General features: G+C 60.3%; 20 protein-coding genes. 10 read left to right on the top strand and 10 right to left on the bottom strand.

Features of this window, described 5'->3' with window-relative positions; genetic code table 11:
• The first annotated feature begins 2 nt into the window (after positions 1 to 2).
• The 3 genes from EXW71_RS17055 (at position 3) to cysB (ending at position 2565) form a co-directional block, all read left to right on the top strand.
• Complete coding sequence (locus tag EXW71_RS17055; protein ID WP_134659819.1) at positions 3 to 920, top strand: 5'-nucleotidase; 918 nt, start codon at positions 3 to 5, stop codon at positions 918 to 920.
• Between the two features lie 66 nt (positions 921 to 986).
• Complete coding sequence (locus EXW71_RS17050) at positions 987 to 1493, top strand: universal stress protein (RefSeq protein ID WP_123715200.1); 507 nt, start codon at positions 987 to 989, stop codon at positions 1491 to 1493.
• 97 nt (positions 1494 to 1590) lie between these two features.
• Positions 1591 to 2565: an HTH-type transcriptional regulator CysB gene (gene cysB, locus EXW71_RS17045; protein ID WP_017734418.1), complete on the top strand. Its 975-nt coding sequence runs from the start codon at positions 1591 to 1593 to the stop codon at positions 2563 to 2565.
• Between the two features lie 5 nt (positions 2566 to 2570).
• Here the strand turns inward: cysB and EXW71_RS17040 are convergent, their stop codons facing one another.
• Together EXW71_RS17040 and EXW71_RS17035 are read right to left on the bottom strand one after the other, a co-directional pair.
• Positions 2571 to 3053 (bottom strand): GreA/GreB family elongation factor, encoded by a 483-nt coding sequence (locus tag EXW71_RS17040; protein WP_134659821.1) that lies wholly within the window; start codon positions 3051 to 3053, stop codon positions 2571 to 2573.
• A gap of 11 nt (positions 3054 to 3064) precedes the next feature.
• Positions 3065 to 3433, bottom strand: coding sequence for a hypothetical protein (locus tag EXW71_RS17035; protein WP_123715962.1), 369 nt, complete (start codon positions 3431 to 3433; stop codon positions 3065 to 3067).
• A 132-nt stretch (positions 3434 to 3565) separates the two neighbouring features.
• On the opposite strand from EXW71_RS17035, the gene earP reads away from it, so the two are divergent.
• Positions 3566 to 4699, top strand: a complete 1134-nt coding sequence (gene earP / locus EXW71_RS17030; RefSeq protein ID WP_134659823.1) for an elongation factor P maturation arginine rhamnosyltransferase EarP — start codon at positions 3566 to 3568, stop codon at positions 4697 to 4699.
• Positions 4700 to 4748: 49 nt separating this feature from the next.
• Positions 4749 to 5321, top strand: a complete 573-nt coding sequence (locus tag EXW71_RS17025; protein WP_123715964.1) for an elongation factor P — start codon at positions 4749 to 4751, stop codon at positions 5319 to 5321.
• A 62-nt stretch (positions 5322 to 5383) separates the two neighbouring features.
• Here EXW71_RS17025 and EXW71_RS17020 read toward each other — a convergent pair whose 3' ends face one another.
• From EXW71_RS17020 to EXW71_RS17005, 4 genes are all read right to left on the bottom strand, one after another.
• Positions 5384 to 6400 carry an alpha/beta hydrolase gene (locus EXW71_RS17020; protein ID WP_134659825.1) on the bottom strand — a complete coding sequence of 339 codons (1017 nt, stop codon included), beginning with the start codon at positions 6398 to 6400 and terminating at the stop codon, positions 5384 to 5386.
• Positions 6401 to 6428: 28 nt separating this feature from the next.
• Entirely contained in the window at positions 6429 to 6848 is a 420-nt protein-coding gene (locus EXW71_RS17015) for an organic hydroperoxide resistance protein (protein WP_010176159.1), read from the bottom strand.
• A gap of 170 nt (positions 6849 to 7018) precedes the next feature.
• Complete coding sequence (locus EXW71_RS17010) at positions 7019 to 7471, bottom strand: MarR family winged helix-turn-helix transcriptional regulator (RefSeq protein ID WP_123715966.1); 453 nt, start codon at positions 7469 to 7471, stop codon at positions 7019 to 7021.
• 80 nt (positions 7472 to 7551) lie between these two features.
• Positions 7552 to 8502 carry a LysR family transcriptional regulator gene (locus EXW71_RS17005; RefSeq protein ID WP_134659827.1) on the bottom strand — a complete coding sequence of 317 codons (951 nt, stop codon included), beginning with the start codon at positions 8500 to 8502 and terminating at the stop codon, positions 7552 to 7554.
• A 108-nt stretch (positions 8503 to 8610) separates the two neighbouring features.
• Between EXW71_RS17005 and EXW71_RS17000 the strand changes: the two genes are divergently transcribed.
• Complete coding sequence (locus tag EXW71_RS17000; RefSeq protein WP_134660024.1) at positions 8611 to 9360, top strand: sulfite exporter TauE/SafE family protein; 750 nt, start codon at positions 8611 to 8613, stop codon at positions 9358 to 9360.
• Here EXW71_RS17000 and EXW71_RS16995 read toward each other — a convergent pair.
• Positions 9350 to 10231, bottom strand: a complete 882-nt coding sequence (locus EXW71_RS16995; RefSeq protein WP_134659829.1) for a LysR family transcriptional regulator — start codon at positions 10229 to 10231, stop codon at positions 9350 to 9352. The two genes, EXW71_RS17000 and EXW71_RS16995, sit on opposite strands and share 11 nt — an antisense overlap.
• A gap of 70 nt (positions 10232 to 10301) precedes the next feature.
• On the opposite strand from EXW71_RS16995, the gene EXW71_RS16990 reads away from it, so the two are divergent.
• Positions 10302 to 10508: a DUF1127 domain-containing protein gene (locus EXW71_RS16990; protein ID WP_248730818.1), complete on the top strand. Its 207-nt coding sequence runs from the start codon at positions 10302 to 10304 to the stop codon at positions 10506 to 10508.
• A 45-nt stretch (positions 10509 to 10553) separates the two neighbouring features.
• Entirely contained in the window at positions 10554 to 11774 is a 1221-nt protein-coding gene (locus EXW71_RS16985) for a winged helix-turn-helix domain-containing protein (protein ID WP_134659833.1), read from the top strand.
• Here EXW71_RS16985 and EXW71_RS16980 read toward each other — a convergent pair.
• The gene (locus tag EXW71_RS16980; RefSeq protein ID WP_123715969.1) at positions 11764 to 13110 is read right to left on the bottom strand and encodes a class II 3-deoxy-7-phosphoheptulonate synthase; all 1347 of its coding nucleotides are present in this window, start codon (positions 13108 to 13110) and stop codon (positions 11764 to 11766) included. The genes EXW71_RS16985 and EXW71_RS16980 overlap by 11 nt on opposite strands.
• Before the next feature lie 122 nt (positions 13111 to 13232).
• Between EXW71_RS16980 and EXW71_RS16975 the strand changes: the two genes are divergently transcribed.
• Positions 13233 to 13988 carry a spermidine synthase gene (locus EXW71_RS16975; protein WP_134659835.1) on the top strand — a complete coding sequence of 252 codons (756 nt, stop codon included), beginning with the start codon at positions 13233 to 13235 and terminating at the stop codon, positions 13986 to 13988.
• Here the strand turns inward: EXW71_RS16975 and EXW71_RS16970 are convergent, their stop codons facing one another.
• Positions 13989 to 14780, bottom strand: coding sequence for a crotonase/enoyl-CoA hydratase family protein (locus EXW71_RS16970; RefSeq protein WP_134659837.1), 792 nt, complete (start codon positions 14778 to 14780; stop codon positions 13989 to 13991). It abuts the gene before it with no gap.
• Between the two features lie 422 nt (positions 14781 to 15202).
• Here EXW71_RS16970 and EXW71_RS16960 point away from each other — a divergent pair, with 422 nt between their 5' ends.
• Positions 15203 to 16876, top strand: coding sequence for a DEAD/DEAH box helicase (locus EXW71_RS16960; RefSeq protein WP_134659839.1), 1674 nt, complete (start codon positions 15203 to 15205; stop codon positions 16874 to 16876).
• Positions 16877 to 17047: 171 nt separating this feature from the next.
• On the opposite strand, the gene EXW71_RS16955 is transcribed toward EXW71_RS16960, so the two are convergent.
• Entirely contained in the window at positions 17048 to 17815 is a 768-nt protein-coding gene (locus EXW71_RS16955) for a class III extradiol ring-cleavage dioxygenase (RefSeq protein WP_134659841.1), read from the bottom strand.
• Between the last annotated feature and the right edge of the window lie 66 nt (positions 17816 to 17881).

Below are 17881 nucleotides of genomic sequence, written 5' to 3'. Positions count from 1 at the left end.
CCATGGCAAAAGGAATGGGCGACAAGTTGGTGCTGGCGATTTCTTCGCGGGCACTGTTCGACCTGAGCGATAGCCACAAGGTCTACTTGGCCGAGGGCGTGGAGGCTTACCGCAAGTACCAGATCGAACATGAGGAAGAAACCCTTGAGCCCGGCGATGCCTTCCCGCTGGTCAAAAAGCTGCTGAGCCTCAACGCCAGCTTGGGCCGCGCGCGGGTCGAGGTGGTGCTGGTGTCTCGCAACAGCGCTGATACCGGCCTGCGGGTATTCAATTCCATCCAGCATTACGGCTTGGATATTTCCCGCGCCGCTTTCGTAGGAGGGCGTAGTCCCTATCCTTATTTGGCTGCCTTTGGTTGCCATCTGTTTCTTTCGACCCATGCAGAGGATGTGCGCAGTGCCCTCGAGGCCGGGTTTGCGGCGGCAACGATTCTGTCGGGCGGCGCGCGTCGAGCATCGAGCGAGGAATTGCGGATTGCGTTCGACGGTGACGCGGTGCTGTTCTCCGACGAGTCCGAACGCGTTTACCAGGCTGGCGGCCTGGCAGCCTTCCAGGCCAGCGAGCGGGAGTCGGCGCGCGAGCCTTTGCATGGTGGTCCGTTCAAGGGTTTCCTGGCGGCTCTCAACTTATTGCAGCGAGAGTTTGCCGATGAGGCCTGCCCGATTCGCACCGCATTGGTCACCGCGCGCTCGGCACCGTCCCATGAGCGGGTGATCCGAACGTTGCGTGAGTGGGACATCCGCCTGGACGAATCGCTGTTCCTTGGCGGCCTGGAAAAGGCCGCGTTTCTGGAGGCCTTCGCCGCCGATGTGTTTTTCGATGACCAGGCCGGCCACTGCGAGAAGGCCAGGGAGGTGGTAGCCACCGGGCATGTGCCCCATGGCATCAGCAATGAGTTGAAAATCCAGACCGAGAGCTGAGCCGAACTGCCCCGTGCGCTGCTAAGCTCATTCAATCTCCGCCATCCTGGTCGTCCAGGAGGTTCTATGATTCGTTCGATGCTGTACGCCACGGACCTCGGTTTGTATGCGCCTTATGTAATGCAGCATGCGCTGGCACTGGCCCGAACGTTCAATGCGGATCTGCATGTGATTCACGTGGTCGAGCCTATCGGACTGTTCGCCGAATCAGTGTTGCAGAGCTACCTTGATGAGCAGGCCCTGAGTGAGTGGCAGAGCCAGGGAGTGAACACCGTAATGGCGACCATCGAGCAACGGGTGCTGGACAGTTTTCGTGAGGAGTTGGGGGAAGGGGAGCAAGACCTGGAGTTGATTCATTCGGTTCGAGTGATTCAGGGCGACCCCTGCGAAGTGATCCTCGACCAGTTGCGTAAACTTTCCGTTGACCTGTTGATCGTAGGTAGCCACAGCCATGCAACCGCGGCGGCCACACCCCTTGGGCGAACCGCTGCACGGGTGCTGCAATTGTCGACAGTGCCGGTTTACCTGGTGCCGTCGCTGCAGCGTCGACGCAGCGATGATATTGATCGGTAAAAGATGATAAAAAGTTCTAGATTTATCGATCCGGCCTTTAATATAGTTATATACCGTCGCTGATACCCGTGGCGTCTATCTGCTTTGAGGGACACATATGAAGCTTCAACAACTGCGCTACATCTGGGAAGTGGCGCACCACGACCTCAACGTTTCCGCTACTGCTCAAAGCCTTTACACCTCGCAACCCGGTATCAGCAAGCAGATCCGCCTGCTCGAAGACGAGCTGGGCGTCGAAGTGTTCGCGCGCAGCGGCAAGCACCTGACCCGCGTCACACCAGCCGGCGAGCGCATCATCACCACCGCCGGCGAGATCCTGCGCAAAGTCGAAAGCATCAAGCAGATCGCCCAGGAATTCTCCAACGAGAAGAAGGGCACGCTGTCGATCGCGACCACCCACACCCAGGCGCGCTACGCACTGCCACCGGTAATCCGCGATTTCATCAAGCAATACCCCGACGTCGCCCTGCACATGCACCAGGGTTCGCCCATGCAGATAGCCGAAATGGCCGCTGACGGCACCGTCGATTTTGCCATCGCCACCGAAGCCCTGGAGCTGTTCGGTGACCTGGTGATGATGCCGTGCTACCGCTGGAACCGTTGCGTGGTCGTGCCCCAGGGCCACCCGCTGGCCAAGCTGCCGAAGCTGACCCTGGAAGCCCTGGCCGAATACCCGATCGTCACTTACGTGTTTGGCTTTACCGGCCGTTCCAAGCTCGACGAAGCCTTCAGTCATCGTGGCCTTACGCCGAAAGTGGTGTTCACCGCGGCCGACGCCGATGTCATCAAGACCTATGTCCGCCTGGGCCTGGGCGTGGGCATCGTCGCCAAGATGGCGGTCGATACCAATCTCGACAAGGACCTGGTGGTACTCGACGCCAGCGAGTTGTTCGAATCCAGCGTGACCAAGATCGGCTTCCGTCGTGGCACGTTCCTGCGTGGCTTTATGTGCGACTTCATCGAGAAGTTTGCGCCGCACTTGACTCGCGAAGTGATGGCCAAGGCGATCCAGTGCCATAACAAGCAGGAACTGGAAGAGCTGTTCGAGGGCGTGGAATTACCGGTTCATTGATACCGCTATTTGGCCTCGGTAACCGTAAAGTGTTGCCGAGCGCCCGCCACCAGAATCTCCACCTCATCCCCTTCGAACTTGCCCAGCAGGCTTTTGCCCAAGGGTGAGCGCGGGGTGATGACGGTCACCGGTTGCCCTACTACATCCACCTTCAGGCCTGCTCCATCCGGCGCCAGGAACAGCCATTGCTGGCGATCGTTCTCGTCTTCCAGGCCCAGTAACGCGCCAATCTCGATGCCACGCTGTTCGTCATAGGCCCGCAGTGGCATGTTCTGACACAGCGTCAGCGCCTGCTTGATTTCCTCGACGCGCCTGGCTTGGCCAGCGGCCAGGTAGGAGGCCTCCAGCCCGAGTGTGTCGTATTTGTTTTCGGCGATGTTTTCTTCGTGGGTCGCGGTTTCGTAGGCGGTTTGCGCAGCGCGCTGGGCAATGTCGAGATCGACGCTGAGTTTTTCCAGGATCAACGAGTGGACGGCATGTTTATTCATGGTGGGTGGGGTCATTCGCAAAACTGCAGGACATTCGCCCGGCTCTTTTCATTGGGGGCGTTCTGGTCTTGCTGCAACCAGAACTGGCATTTGGGGTTGTTCAGGTTGCGCGCATTGTTGCGGGCCTGGTCCAGCGATTGTTGCTGTTCCTGTTTGCGCAGGTTATCGGTGTACTGCTCGAACATGCGGTTCGGCGGCTCGGGCGTGACGACGGCGGGCTTGCCCAATTGTTGAACGGCCTGGGCGACCGGCGCCAGGCTTTGCGGGAACAGATAGTGCGACGCCAGCCAGCTCGTCAGCACGATGGCGACAAACCCCAGCCATACGCCAAACGCGATGGCGACACTGAGTTTGAACAGCGGCAGCGAACGATCAGACATGATGGCCTCCTGGCGAGCATTGATGACGTAGTGACGATTGTCGCACAGCCACTGTGCAGAATAATCACGATCAAGCCTTCTGCATGGGCGCATTTATGCGGACAATCGAGCCTTTGATCGTTGGAGCCCGGAATGAAAGCCCGCTGGGATATTTTTTGCAGCGTCGTCGACAACTACGGCGACATCGGCGTGACCTGGCGCCTGGCCCGGCAATTGGTGGTGGAGCACGGGTGCGAAGTGTGTTTGTGGGTGGACGACCTGCGTGCCTTCGAGCGCATGTGCCCTGAGATTGATGTGCGGTTGCCGCAGCAATGGCAGGAAGGGGTCGATGTGCGCCACTGGCCGGCTGACTGGCCCGGTGTGCCGTCTGCCGATGTGGTGATCGCGGCCTTTGCCTGCCAATTGCCGCCGGCTTACATGGAAGCCATGGCCCGGCGCGAACGCGCGCCGCTGTGGATGAACCTGGATTACCTCAGCGCCGAAGAATGGGTGGTGGGCTGCCATCGCCTGCCGTCGGTGAAGTTCAAGGGCGTACAGAAGTATTTCTTCTTCCCCGGTTTTCGCCCGGGCACCGGTGGTCTTCTGCGTGAGGCAGGGTTGCTGGAACAGCGCCAGGCTTTTCAACACGATGCGGCAGAGCAACGACAATTCCTGCAGACCCTGGGAGTTTTTCCGGCAACTGATGCCCGATTGATGTCGCTGTTCGCCTATGAAAATGCCGGGTTGGCCAGTTGGTTGGACGTGCTGGCGACGGACGGGCGTGCCACTCATCTGTTGGTGCCGGAGGGCCGCATCCTGGGCGATGTGCAACGCTGGCTGGGGGTGGAGCGGTTGGCGGCAGGGGAGGTTCATCAGCGTGCAGCCCTGACCGTGCAGGTGCTGCCGTTCGTGCGCCAGGAACAATATGATCGCCTGCTGTGGTGCTGCGACTTCAACGCGGTGCGCGGCGAAGACTCGTTCGTACGGGCCCAGTGGGCGGGGCGGCCAATGCTATGGCACATCTACCGTCAGGACGAAGACATCCACCTGGACAAGCTCGACGCCTTCCTGCAGCTGTACACCGCCGCGTTGTCACCGGCGGCCAGAACCGCCGTGGTAACACTCTGGCAAGCCTGGAACGCTGATGGCGATATGGCGCAGTCCTGGAAAATGCTGCTGGAGCACTGGCCGGAGGTGAGCCGGCACGCGCAGACGTGGTGTCTGGAACAAGGCTTGCAGGCCGATCTTGCGACGGCGCTGGTACAGTTTTATGAAAGTTGGATATGATACGCCACCTTGAATTTTGTAAATCCCATCCAAATTTCGGATATATGCAATGAAAACTGGTAAAGAACTGAAACCCGGTACCGTGATCCGTATCGACAACGACCCTTGGTTGGTTCAGAAAGCTGAGTTCACCAAGTCTGGTCGTAACAGCGCAATCATGAAGACCAAGCTGAAGAACCTGCTGACCGGTTACAAGACTGAAACCGTCTACAGCGCCGACGACAAACTGGACGACGTGATTCTCGACCGCAAAGAAGCTTCCCTGTCCTTCATCAGCGGCGACACCTACACGTTCATGGACACCACCGACTACACCATGTACGAGCTGAACGCTGAAGATATCGAAGCCGTTCTGCCGTTCATCGAAGAAGGCATGGAAGACGTCTGCGAAGCGATCTTCTTTGAAGAGCGTCTGGTTTCCGTAGAGCTGCCGACCACTATCGTGCGTAAGGTTGCCTACACCGAAGGTTCCGCTCGCGGTGACACTTCCGGCAAGGTAATGAAACCTGCCAAGCTGTCCAACGGTACCGAACTGCAAGTAGCCGATTTCATCGAAATCGACGACCTGATCGAGATCGACACCCGTGAAGGTGGTTCGTACAAAGGCCGCGCCAAGAAGTAATTCTGGCTACGTCGATACGAAAAAACCCGACTTCGAGTCGGGTTTTTTGTGGGCGTCAGGTTTTACTTCAGGTGTTGCTTCAGCTCATCCGAGGCCTGGAGCAAGGCTGAACGTACTGCCGGCACCTGGCTGACCACATTGAGCAAACCGTAGTCGTGGATCATGCCGTTGTAGCGCACGGCGGTCACCGGTACACCGGCGGCATCCAGCTTGCGGGCATAGGCTTCGCCTTCATCGCGCAGCACGTCGGCACCGGCTGTCTGAACCAGCGCAGGCGGCAGGCCCTTGAGCTGCTCAGTCGTCGCCCGCAGCGGCGAGGCGTAGATCTCGGCGCGTTGGTTGGCGTCGGTGGTGTAGTTGTCCCAGAACCACTTCATCATGTTCCTGGTGAGGAAATGCCCTTCGGCGTACTGGTTGTAGGACCCGGTGTCGAAGTTGGCGTCGGTCACTGGCCACAGCAGCAGTTGGAACTTGATCGCCGGCGTGCCCTTGTCCTTGGCCATCAGGCTGACCACCGCTGCCATGTTGCCGCCGACACTGTTGCCCGCGACTGCCAGGCGCTTGCCATCGACGTTGATCTCTTCACCGTGTTCGGCCACCCACTGTGTAGCGCCGTAGGCCTGGTTGATCGCCACCGGGTAGTGCGCTTCCGGCGAAGGTGTGTAGTTGACGAATACCGCTGCCGCCCCCGAACCGGCGACCAGATCCCGCACCAGGCGTTCGTGGGTCGGATAGTCTCCGAGCACCCAGCCGCCGCCGTGAAAGAACATGAACACGGGCAATACGCCCTTGGCCCCGGCCGGTCGCACGATGGTCAGGGACAGCGGCTTGCCGTCGACCTGGATGGTCTTCTGGCTCACGTCCGCCTTGGGCAAGGTCAGCTTCACGCCGGCCTGGGCGCCAGTCAGTACGGCACGGGCGTCCTTGGGCGTCAGTTGCTCCATTGGTTTGCCGGTGCCTGCGTTCAACACATCCAGGAAGGCCTGGGTGTTGTGCTCGACATCACCGGTTGCAGCGAAGGCGTTGGTGATGGACAGGGCGAGCAGGGTGCCGGTGAGCGCTTTACCGATTGTGTTCATGTCTCTCTCCAAAGGCAGCCGAGGTCATTTAGACGGTTACGTGCAGGCGTACATCGACGTTGCCACGGGTGGCGTTGGAGTACGGGCAGACTTGGTGCGCGGCGTCGACCAGGCTTTGCGCGTCGTCCTGGGCCAGGCCCGGCAGGCTGATGTGCAGGTCGATATCCAGGCCGAATCCACCGGGGATTTGACCGATGCCGACATGCGCAGTGATCGAAGCGTCATCCGGAATCTTGCGCTTGGTCTGGCTGGCGACGAACTTCAGTGCGCCGATGAAGCAGGCCGAGTAGCCGGCGGCGAACAATTGCTCAGGGTTAGTGGCTTGGCCGCCAGCGCCGCCCAGTTCCTTGGGGGTGGAAAGTTTGACGTCGAGGATGTTGTCGCTGGAGACAGCACGGCCATCACGGCCGCCGGTGGCGGTAGCTACTGCGGTATAGAGCGTTTGCATGATGTTTCCTCTCTGCTGTTAGCGCCAATTATTTGCGCGCTAAGTAGTTGGTGAGGCGAATGTATAGCGCTAATGTTTTGCACGCAAGATAAATTTATAAATTATTTTCCGAATGGCTGAAAATCAATGTGGAATGGGGCGTGCTTCCACATTTCAAGGCGTCGTTGGTTTCAGATGGCGTTTTGCAGGTTACCGCGTAAGGCGATCAAATCAGCCTGCAGCTTGCGCAGTTGGTCCAGTTCCAAACCGCTTGCGCCGAGAATGCATTGGGGAATCCCCATGGCTTTCTCCTGCAGGGCACGGCCGGCATCGGTCAGCTCTACGACGACTACCCGTTCATCTTCGCGACTGCGGGTACGGCTTAGCACGCCTTCGGCTTCCAGGCGCTTGAGCAGCGGGGTGAGCGAGCCCGGATCGGTCAGCAGGCGGTTGCTGATTTCACCGACGGTCAAACCGTCCTCTTCCCACAGCACCATCATGGCCAGGTATTGCGGATAGGTCAGGCCGAGGGCTTGCAGCAGCGGCTTATAGACCTTGGTCATCAGCAATGAGGTGGAGTGCAGGGCGAAGCACAGCTGGTTGTCCAGCATCAGGGATTGGCAAGGATCAGGGTTTTTGCTCATGGCAGTCTCTTAAAAAAGCGTGTCTGGGATGGAATCTAGCGGGCAAATGTTTAATGCGCCAGGCAATTCTAACCAAGCGGTCAACCCAAGCCGCTTTGCAGTGCCAGATCCCAAGGTGGCACCGGGCTGAAGCGGGCCTTGAGGTATTCGAGCAATAAACGGCTGCGGGCACTGGCCTGTTGTTCCAGGCGCAGCGCATAGATTCCGGCGGTTTCCGGGCTGGGCAGACCGTTTTCGCAAAACAGGGGCAACAATTCGCCACGTACCAGGTATTCACTGGCCAGCCAGGTGGGCAAGTGGGCAATACCCAGCCCGGCCAGTGCGCCGGACAGCAGGGCTTCGGCATTGTTGGCACTCATGCGGATGCGCTGCGGGCGATAGGTGGCGCGGCGCCCGTCCAATTCGAAGCGCCAGGCGAACATCGGCGCCAGGCCGTCCCAGTCCAGACCGTCGTGCTCGCTCAGTTCCCGGGGGTGGGTTGGCGTGCCGCGGGCCTTCAGATAGGCCGGGCTGGCGCAGGCAATGCGTACAATGCTGGCCAGAGGGGTGGCGATCAGGCGGGTGTCGACGATATGCCCCGCCCGCAGCACCAGGTCGACCTTGCCCAAGTGCGCACCCTGCATATCGACAAAACTGTCGATCAGATGCAGGTGTACGTCCAGCCCCGGGTATACATTCAAAAAGTCCGCAATCACCGGAGCCAAGTGCCGTCGCCCAAAGGCGGCTGGCGCGTCCACGCGAATCAGGCCTTCCGGCGCATGGCTCAAGGACACGGCCTCGGCCCGTGCCAATTGCAACTCGCCGACGATCCGTCGCGCCCGTTCGGCAAAGGCCAGGCCGGCGGGTGTCGGTACCACCGCGTGAGTGCTGCGCTGGAACAAACGGCTGCCCACGGAGCGCTCCAGGCTGTCGATACGCCGGGCGACCGCTGAGGGCGTCAGTGGATGACGGCGTGCGGCGGCGGAAAAACTGCCCGTCTCCAATACATCGAGGAACAGGCTCAGTTGATCGGTGAGCGTATTGGGATTCATCACTTGGCGCTTATGCGAGATTGGCAAAGCCATTGTGCGTTGCTGTGCGTTTCCACGCCAGAGCCGACTGCGTAGCATGCACAGCCTGGGAGTGTGGAGGGGATGGCGGTGCTGGATTTGGCAATGTATTTGGTCTTGGGCGCGGCCCTCGGTACGGTGGGCGGCCTCTTTGGCATTGGTGGCGGGCTGATTGCAATTCCGGTGCTTGGCGTGTTGTTCGGCCTGGATCAGCAGATCGCCCAAGGCACGGCGTTGGTGATGGTGGTGCCGAATGTGATGCTGGCTCTGTGGCGCTACCACCAGCGCAATCGCATCGAGTTACGCCACGCGTTGCCCTTGGGAGTCATGGGCTTCAGCTTCGCCTGGCTCGGTTCAATCTGGGCGGTCGGTCTCGACGCCGGCGCCATGCGTATAGGTTTTATCGCTTTCTTGCTGACACTCTCGGCGTATAACCTGCTGCGCATGTTCACCCGCAATGCGCCGCCGACGGCACAGATGCGTTATTCCTGGCCGTGGCTGGGCGTGCTCGGTGCCGTCTCCGGATCCATGGGCGGGTTGTTTGGTGTCGGTGGCGCGGTGGTTGCCACGCCGGTGCTGACCAGTCTGTTCGGTACTACTCAGGTGGTCGCGCAGGGTCTATCCCTGGCCTTGGCGTTGCCCAGCACCAGCGTGACCCTGGTGACTTACGCCTGGCACCACGAAGTGGATTGGATGATCGGCGTACCATTGGCAATCGGCGGCCTGCTCAGTATCAGTTGGGGGGTGAAGGTCGCCCACGCACTGCCGGAGCGCGTGCTGCGCGGCTTGTTCTGTGCCTTCCTCGCGGTGTGTGCGGTGATGCTGACCTTTAAACTCTGAAGCCTTCGAGGATGTAGTCGGCCAGGCATTCAGTGATGGGCGAGGTCATCTGCGGGTTGCGCAATAAGTGCAGATTCATCGAAGGCAGTGGCGGAAAGCCCTCATCCTTGCCCAGTACCCGCAGGTCTTCGGTCACCAGGCTTTCCATGCTGACCATGACCGCCAGGCCGGCGTTGACCACCGCCTGGATCGCCGACACATTGGAGCTGTGGTAGGCCAGGCGATAATCCCTTCCGGCTGCATCCAGTGCCGAGCGGGCCCACTGCGTGTAGAGGCAGTCGGTGCCGGACATCGCCAGAGGCAGGGCATCGTGCTCGTCCATGCAGAAGCACGGTGATGCCGCCCATACCATGCGCTCAGTACGCAACAGTTCGCCGATTTCGTTGCCCGGTTCGCGGCTGACCACGGTCAACGCCAGGTCCCGTCGCTGCATCAGCACCATCGACGACTCGCAGTGCATCTCGATCTGAATCAGCGGATACGCCTTGGAAAATTGCTTGAGAATTCCCGGCAGGAAGCGCATCACGTAATCGTCCGGTGTGCCGATGCGCACCAGCCCCACCATATGCGGTTCACGCAGGGTGTTGAACACTTCGCTGTGCAGTTTCAGGATGCGTCGGGCGTAGCCCAGCAGTACCTGGCCTTCAGGTGTCAGCCGCACCTGGCGGCCGTCACGCTCGAACAACTTGCGCTGCAGCACGTCGTCCTCCAGGCGCTTCATCTGCATGCTCACCGCCGATTGCGTACGGTTGATCAATTCTGCTGCACGCGTGAATCCGCCTTGGTCGGCAATGGCGACGAAGGTGCGCAGCACTTCCGTGTCGATACTCGGGTAGCTGGACAATTGATCAATCTCCGAGATGTATTGCATAAGAAACATTCGTTGGATTGATCATAGTGCCAAGGCCACACTTTCGTCATCCCCACAGGAGGGCGCAAAGATGAAAGGCCAAACCGGTTTTGTGTTGATGACGAAACGTCCGTTTTCCGGGCTGTTTCATACCGTGGCGCGGTGGCAGGTGCTGTATCGGGAGCGTCAGTTGCTGGCGAGCCTGAGTGATGATGCGCTCAAGGACATTGGGCTTAATCGTGCCGACGTGGAGCAAGAGCGTCACTTGCCCTTTTGGGAGGATCCGCTGCGAAAATGAGCCAGGATGCAGTAGGGTGGTGGGCGAGTTCCTATGGAGATTCCCATGCCCGCCGACCTGTCGTTCTCACTCAAGCAAGCTCGACGCATGGCGCTGGCGGCCCAGGGTTTTTCCGGGCGCCAGGCGCCTGCTCTGATCAAGGCAACGCACCTCAATCGATTGATCCAGCGCCTGGGTGTGTTGCAGATCGATTCGGTCAATGCGGTGGTGCGCTCCCACTATCTGCCGCTGTTTTCCCGCCTGGGCAATTACCCCCCGTTGATGCTTGAGCAGGCCGCCTGGAGCCAGGGGCGTCGCCGTTCCCTGTTCGAGTACTGGGGGCATGAAGCGTCATTGCTGCCTATGGCGCTGTACCCGTTGATGCGCTGGCGCATGGAGCGGGCAAAGCAGGGGCAGGGCATCTATTCGCAGATGGCGCGTTTCGGGCGCGAGCAGCAGGCGACTATCCGGCGTGTCCTGCAGGCCGTCGAGCAGCAAGGCGCGCTGGGTGCGGGCAGTTTGTCGACGCGCCAGGAGCGCGCCGGCCCCTGGTGGGACTGGAGTGATGAAAAGCACGCGCTGGAATGGCTGTTCGCCGCCGGCCTGGTCACCGTGGCGGGGCGGCGTGGTTTTGAACGGCTCTATGATTTGCCGGAGCGGGTTATTCCAGGCGAGATCCTTCAAACGTCAGTGGACGAGGCGCAGGCGCAGCGCGGCTTGCTGCTGCACAGCGCGACGGCGTTGGGCGTTGCCACCGAAAAGGACCTGCGCGATTACTTTCGCCTTGATCCCGCCGACAGCCGCCGTCGCTTGCTGGAACTGGTAGAAGACGGCCAATTGCTGGCCTGCCGAGTACAAGGCTGGAAGCATCCGGCGTATTGCCTGCCCGAGCCCAAAGTGCCGCGCAAGGTGCCGACCAGTGCGTTGCTGTCGCCCTTCGATTCGCTGATCTGGGAACGCAGCCGTACCGAGCGATTGTTTGATTTCCGTTATCGACTGGAGATCTACACCCCGCAAGACAAGCGCGTGTACGGCTACTATGTGCTGCCGTTTCTGCACAATGAGCGGATAGCGGCGCGTTTGGATCTGCGCGCCGAACGCGCGGACAGTCGGTTGGCGGTGCATGCGGTGCACGAGGAGGAACCGGGATTGGACGAGGAGGGGATGTTGGCGCTGGCTCTGAACTTGCGCCAGATGGCCGACTGGCTCGGGCTGGAGCAGGTCCAGCTCAATTGCCAGCGGCCAAGTGCCGCCCGGTTGAGGGCGGCCATGTTGCCTAGCGTTTGACCTGCTTGAGGGTTTCTGCGATCAGGAATGCCAGTTCCAGCGACTGATCGGCGTTCATCCGTGGGTCGCAATGGGTGTGATAACGATCCGACAAGCCATCTTCGGTGATCGGCCGTGCGCCGCCGATGCATTCGGTGACGTTTTGCCCGGTCATTTCGATATGAATCCCGCCGGCATAGCTGCCCTCGGCCTGGTGAACCTGGAAAAACTCCTTCACTTCACTAAGGATCTGCGCAAAGTCACGGGTCTTGTAACCGCTGCTGGCCTTGATGGTGTTGCCGTGCATCGGGTCGCAACTCCACAGTACCTGCTTGCCTTCGCGCTGCACGGCGCCAATCAGATTGGGCAGATGGTCACCGACCTTGTTGGCGCCCATGCGCGCGATCAGGTTGAGGCGGCCGGGGTCGTTGTCCGGGTTGAGGATGTCGATCAGGCGGATCAGGTCGTCCGGGTTCATGCTCGGGCCGACTTTTACGCCGATCGGGTTGTTCACCCCGCGCAAGAATTCGACGTGGGCGCCGTCCAACTGGCGGGTACGGTCGCCGATCCACAGCATGTGGGCCGAACAGTCGTAATAGTCGTTGGTCAGGCTGTCGCGGCGCACGAAGGCTTCTTCGTAGTTGAGCAGCAGTGCTTCGTGGGCCGTGAAGAAGCTGGTCTCGCGCAACTGCGGTGAACTGTCCATGCCGCAGGCGCGCATGAAGGCCAGGGTCTCGTCGATGCGGTCGGCCAGTTGGCTGTATTTCTCGGCCAGGGCGGAGTTGGCGATGAAGTCCAGGTTCCACTTGTGCACCTGGTGCAGGTCGGCGAAACCGCCCTGGGCGAAAGCGCGCAGCAGGTTCAAGGTGGCGGTGGACTGGTGGTAGGCCTGCAACAGACGGTCGGGGTCCGGCACGCGGCTTTTTTCGTCAAAACCGATCCCGTTGACGATATCGCCGCGGTAAGCGGGCAGGGTGATTGCGTCGATGGTTTCATCGTTGGCCGAGCGCGGCTTGGCGAACTGCCCGGCCATGCGCCCGACTTTCACCACCGGACAGCCGGCGGCGAAGGTCATCACGATTGCCATCTGCAGCAGCACCTTGAAGGTGTCGCGGATTTTTGCCGCGGAAAACTCGGCAAAGCTCTCGGCGCAGTCGCCGCCTTGCAACAGGAAGGCGCGGCCCTGGGTTACTTCGGCGAACTGACGGCGCAATTCGCGGGCTTCCCCGGCAAACACCAGCGGCGGGTAGCTCGCCAGGTTTTGCTCCACTTGCAGCAAGTGAGCTGCATCCGGGTACTGGGGTTGTTGCTGGATCGGCAATGTGCGCCAGCTGTCGGGGCTCCAGGGTTGGCTCATCATGAACTCGTTGGGTGGGTGGTCGGTAGGACGGATGTTATCAGCAATTAGTGCGTGACCTGCTGCTGCCGCTTGGTCGACAATCGCGCCTTTGCCGAGCTGCAGACCCTTTAGGAGTAGTGATGACCGAGGAGCGTGTCGAGCGCCTGTTGGCCGAAGTCCATGATGATTTCGGCATGATCCGAGTGCTCGAAGTGGCCGATTACCGGTTTCTCGAGTTTGGTGATGCCATCGAGCAAAGCTGTGTATTCACCGCCGACCCGAGCTGGCTGGAGTACGACTACACCCGCGCCATGCTTATCGGTGCGCTGTGCCATGAGCAGCCGGAGAGTGCGCTGTTTCTCGGCCTGGGAGCCGGTACGCTGACCCAGGCGTGCCTCAAGTTCCTGCCGCTGGAAGATGTTGAAGCCATTGAGCTGCGCCCCGATGTGCCGCGCCTGGCGATTGAATACCTGGGGTTGGACGATGACCCTCGGTTGTACATCCGCATTGGCGACGCCCTGCAATTGCTCGGCAGTGCCGAGTCGGCCGACCTGATTTTCGTCGACCTGTACACCGATGTCGGTCCGGGCGTCGGGCACCTGGCCTGGACGTTCCTGGAAAACTGCCAGAAGAAACTCAACCCTGGCGGTTGGCTGGTGATCAACCAATGGGCCACGGACGATGGCAAGCCACTGGGCGCGGCGTTGCTGCGTGGGTTGTACCACCGCCATTACTGGGAGTTGCCGGTAAAGGAGGGCAATGTGATTTTACTGGTGCCTTCGGAGCTGGATCAGGAACTGGACCTGAATGCGCTCACGGCGCGCGCCGAAGCGTTGGCGCCGCGCCTGGGTTATTCGCTGCAGTCGCTGATCAAAATGATTCGACCGGCGACCTGACTAGATACCCTTGAACACGCCGGGGCGTTTTTCGAGCATGGCACGCACACCTTCCTTGGCGTCTTCGCTGTTGAGCAGCTTCTCGACCATTGGCGGTAACGCAGCGGCCGCAACGGTTTCGCCTTCGTTGCGCGCCATGCGTGCCGACATCAACGTGGCCTGTACACCGAGCGGCGCCTGGCGAGCGATACGGTTGGCGAGTTCGATGGCGCGCGGCAGCAGGTCTTCGCTGGCCATCACTTCCTGAACCAGCCCCAGGCGCAAGGCCTCATGGGCGTCGAATTCGTCGCCGGTGAGCAGCCAGCGCATGGCATTGCCCCATCCGGCGATTTGATGAAAGCGCAGTGTCGCGCCGCCAAACGGAAAGATCCCGCGTTGTACCTCCATCTGCGCAAAGCGCGTGTTACTGGCGCACAGATTGATATCCGCAGCGAGCATCAACTCGATACCGATGGTCAGGCAGTAACCCTGGGCGGCGACGATCACGGGTTTATTCACGCGGGGGCCTGCGAACACGCCCCAGGGATCGCACCCTCCCAGCGGCGGTTGCCAGCCGCCCGCCATCACACCGCTGACATTGGCCAGGTCCAGCCCGGCGGTGAAGTGGTCGCCATGGGCGAATACCACCGCCACCCGTGCCTCGTCATTTCGATCAAATTCGCCATAGGCCAGGCTCAGCTCATTGAGCAGATCCAGGTCAAAGGCATTGCGCTTGGCTACCCGGTCCAGTCCCAATAGCAGGACATGACCCTGGAGTGCACGGCTGACGCGGCTGCTGCTGGCTTGATTCATCGGTGTGCCCTCGGGCGTAGGGAAGAGTTTCAGACCAAAGGGTCTCAATAGGCAGGTGAACCGTTTAAGTGTTTGGACCAACAGGGCCGGGCCTTTGAAAAATAGACCCTGCCGCTCTTATCTGCAAAGGCTGTGATACAGCGCGGTTTATCAGTGCTTTGCGATAAAAAAAGCTCCCTTTTTCAGGTATTTCCGGTATAGTGCGCGCCGGCCTTTAACCGGGCCGCGTTTAGGTAGCGCAATTCCCCGAAGTCAGCTTCGGCTGCACGTCCGCACAGCGGACTCTTCCTTGACGAATCTTTTTCATTCATTCGTTTTCGCAAATCCCCGCCGACAAAGCAGCCAGGGCGACTCTTGAGTCTCAACACGGCATGCGCAGCTTTGGAGCATGGGTCTTTGCGGATGCACTTAGAGGCAGACCCATGACCCAGGAAACCGGCGGCTTCGCCGCTTTTAATCTTAACCCGAATATTCTTGCAGCCGTCGCAGCGACCGGCTACGAAGAGCCTTCGGCGATTCAGCAGCAATCGATCCCGATCATCATGGCCGGCAAAGACATGATTGGCCAGGCGCAAACCGGTACCGGTAAAACCGCTGCCTTCGCCCTGCCTATCCTGCATTGCATCGATCCTGCCAAGCGCGAACCGCAAGCCCTGATCCTGGCGCCAACTCGTGAGTTGGCGCTGCAAGTAGCAACCGCCTTTGAAACCTACGCCAAGCAAATGCCGGGTGTAACCGTTGTGGCCGTTTACGGCGGCGCGCCTATGGGCCCACAACTCAAGGCAATCCGTAATGGCGCACAGATCGTTGTCGCCACTCCGGGCCGTCTGTGCGACCACCTGCGTCGTGACGAAAAAGTATTGTCGACCGTGAACCACCTGGTTCTCGACGAAGCTGACGAAATGCTGAAGCTGGGCTTCATGGATGACCTGGAAGTCATCTTCAAGGCACTGCCTGCAACCCGTCAGACCGTGTTGTTCTCGGCGACCCTGCCACAGTCGATCCGTGCCATTGCCGAACGCCACCTGCGCGATCCGGAGCACGTCAAGATCCAGACCAAGACTCAGACCGTTACCGCGATCGAACAGGCCCACCTGTTGGTTCACGCTGACCAGAAGACCTCGGCTGTATTGAGCCTGCTGGAAGTCGAAGACTTCGATGCCCTGATCATGTTCGTGCGCACCAAGCAAGCGACCCTGGACCTGGCCAGCGCCCTGGAAGCCAAAGGCTACAAAGCGGCGGCGTTGAACGGTGATATCGCCCAGAACCAACGTGAGCGCGTCATCGACTCCCTCAAGGATGGCCGTCTGGACATCGTTGTCGCAACCGACGTGGCTGCCCGTGGTCTCGACGTTCCACGTATCACCCACGTGTTCAACGTTGACATGCCGTACGATCCGGAATCCTACGTTCACCGTATTGGCCGTACCGGCCGTGCGGGTCGCGAAGGCCGTGCACTGTTGCTGGTGACTCCACGTGAGCGCCGCATGCTGCAAGTCATCGAGCGTGTAACCGGCCAGAAAGTTGCCGAAGTCCGCCTGCCGGATGCCCAGGCTGTTCTGGATGCCCGCATCAAGAAGCTGACCAACAGCCTGTCGCCGCTGGTGGCTGATGCTGAATCGACTCACGGCGACCTGCTGGACCGCCTGACCGCCGATATCGGTTGCACCCCGCGTGCACTGGCTGCAGCCCTGCTGCGTAAAGCAACCAACGGTCAGGCCCTGACCCTGGCAGCCATCGAGAAAGAACGCCCGCTGGTGCCGAACAACGCGCCACGCGGTGATCGTCCAGAGCGTACCGGCGACCGTCCAGACCGTGGTGATCGTGAGCGTCGTGCTCCGGTTCCATTGGCTGAAGGTCGTGCTCGTTGCCGTACCGCGCTGGGCGCGCGTGATGGTATCGCTGCCAAGAACCTGCTGGGCGCTATCCTCAACGAGGGTGGCCTGGCACGTGAAGCGATCGGTCGTATCCAGGTACGTGACAGCTTCTCCCTCGTGGAGCTGCCGGAAGACGGTCTGGAAAAACTGCTGGCCAAGCTGAAAGACACTCGCGTTGCCGGTAAGCAGTTGAAGCTGCGTCGCTACCGCGAAGATTGATCCGCCCCTGGGCTGATTGATCGCACATAAAAAATCCCCGACTGGTTCGGGGATTTTTTTTGCCCGGTGGGCGGGGCGGTGTGAGGGTTTGACACGCCCCCGATGGCGCTGGGGCATTCAACCTGTTGGCGACTGATGCACCGTTAGCGGGAGCCTCCCACCGTTATATCTTCAGCCGAATCGGTAGATATCCATGCCCAGCGTACCCATGGTGAAGCCTTGGTGTGCCACGCTGAATGCACCTCCGGCGCCGCGCGCAAAGTACAGTGGCAGCAGGTGTTCATCACTGGGATGGCTGCGTACGGCATTCGGTGCCTGACGGCGGTAGTCATGCAATGCCGCTTCATCGTCGGCGGCAAGCTTGTCCACTACCCAATCACGGAAGTCCCGCGCCCATGGCTCAATGCTCTGCGGCCCTGCATGCCAGTCCAGCTCACCCAGGTTATGGGTGATGCTGCCGGAGCCGATCAGCAATATGCCCTGTTCACGCAAGCCGGCGAGGGCATGCCCGACCCGGGTCTGCAAGGCAGGGCCCATGTGGCTGGGCAAGGACACCTGGACTACCGGGATATCCGCCGCCGGATACATCAACGACAAAGGCACCCATGTCCCATGATCATAGGGGCGACGCTCATCAATGCGTGCAACCAAACCATCGGCGTGCAGCCGTTCGACGATCTGGCTGGCCAATTGCGGGTCGCCTGGCGCAGGATACTGCACGGCAAATAGCTCGCGCGGGAAGCCGCCGAAGTCATGCCAGGTTTCCGGGGCAGCACTGCCACTGACCAGCAACTCTTGGCTTTCCCAGTGCGCCGACACCACCACAATCGCTTTCGGTCGCGGCAGTTCGGCGGCCAGGCGTTGGAGGGCCGGGCCGCTGGCGCCGGGTTGCAGGGCAAGCATGGGGGAACCATGAGAAATAAACAGGCTAGGCAGCATAAGTCGGGGTCCTGAGCGTTAACATGGCCCATCTTCAATCAGTTCATTGATCTAAATCTAATATAA

Source organism: Pseudomonas sp. BCA17 (genome assembly GCF_004519405.1).
Taxonomy (GTDB): domain Bacteria; phylum Pseudomonadota; class Gammaproteobacteria; order Pseudomonadales; family Pseudomonadaceae; genus Aquipseudomonas.
The sequence above is the reverse complement of the archived record's forward strand: the minus strand, read 5'-3'. Positions and strand labels throughout refer to the sequence as shown.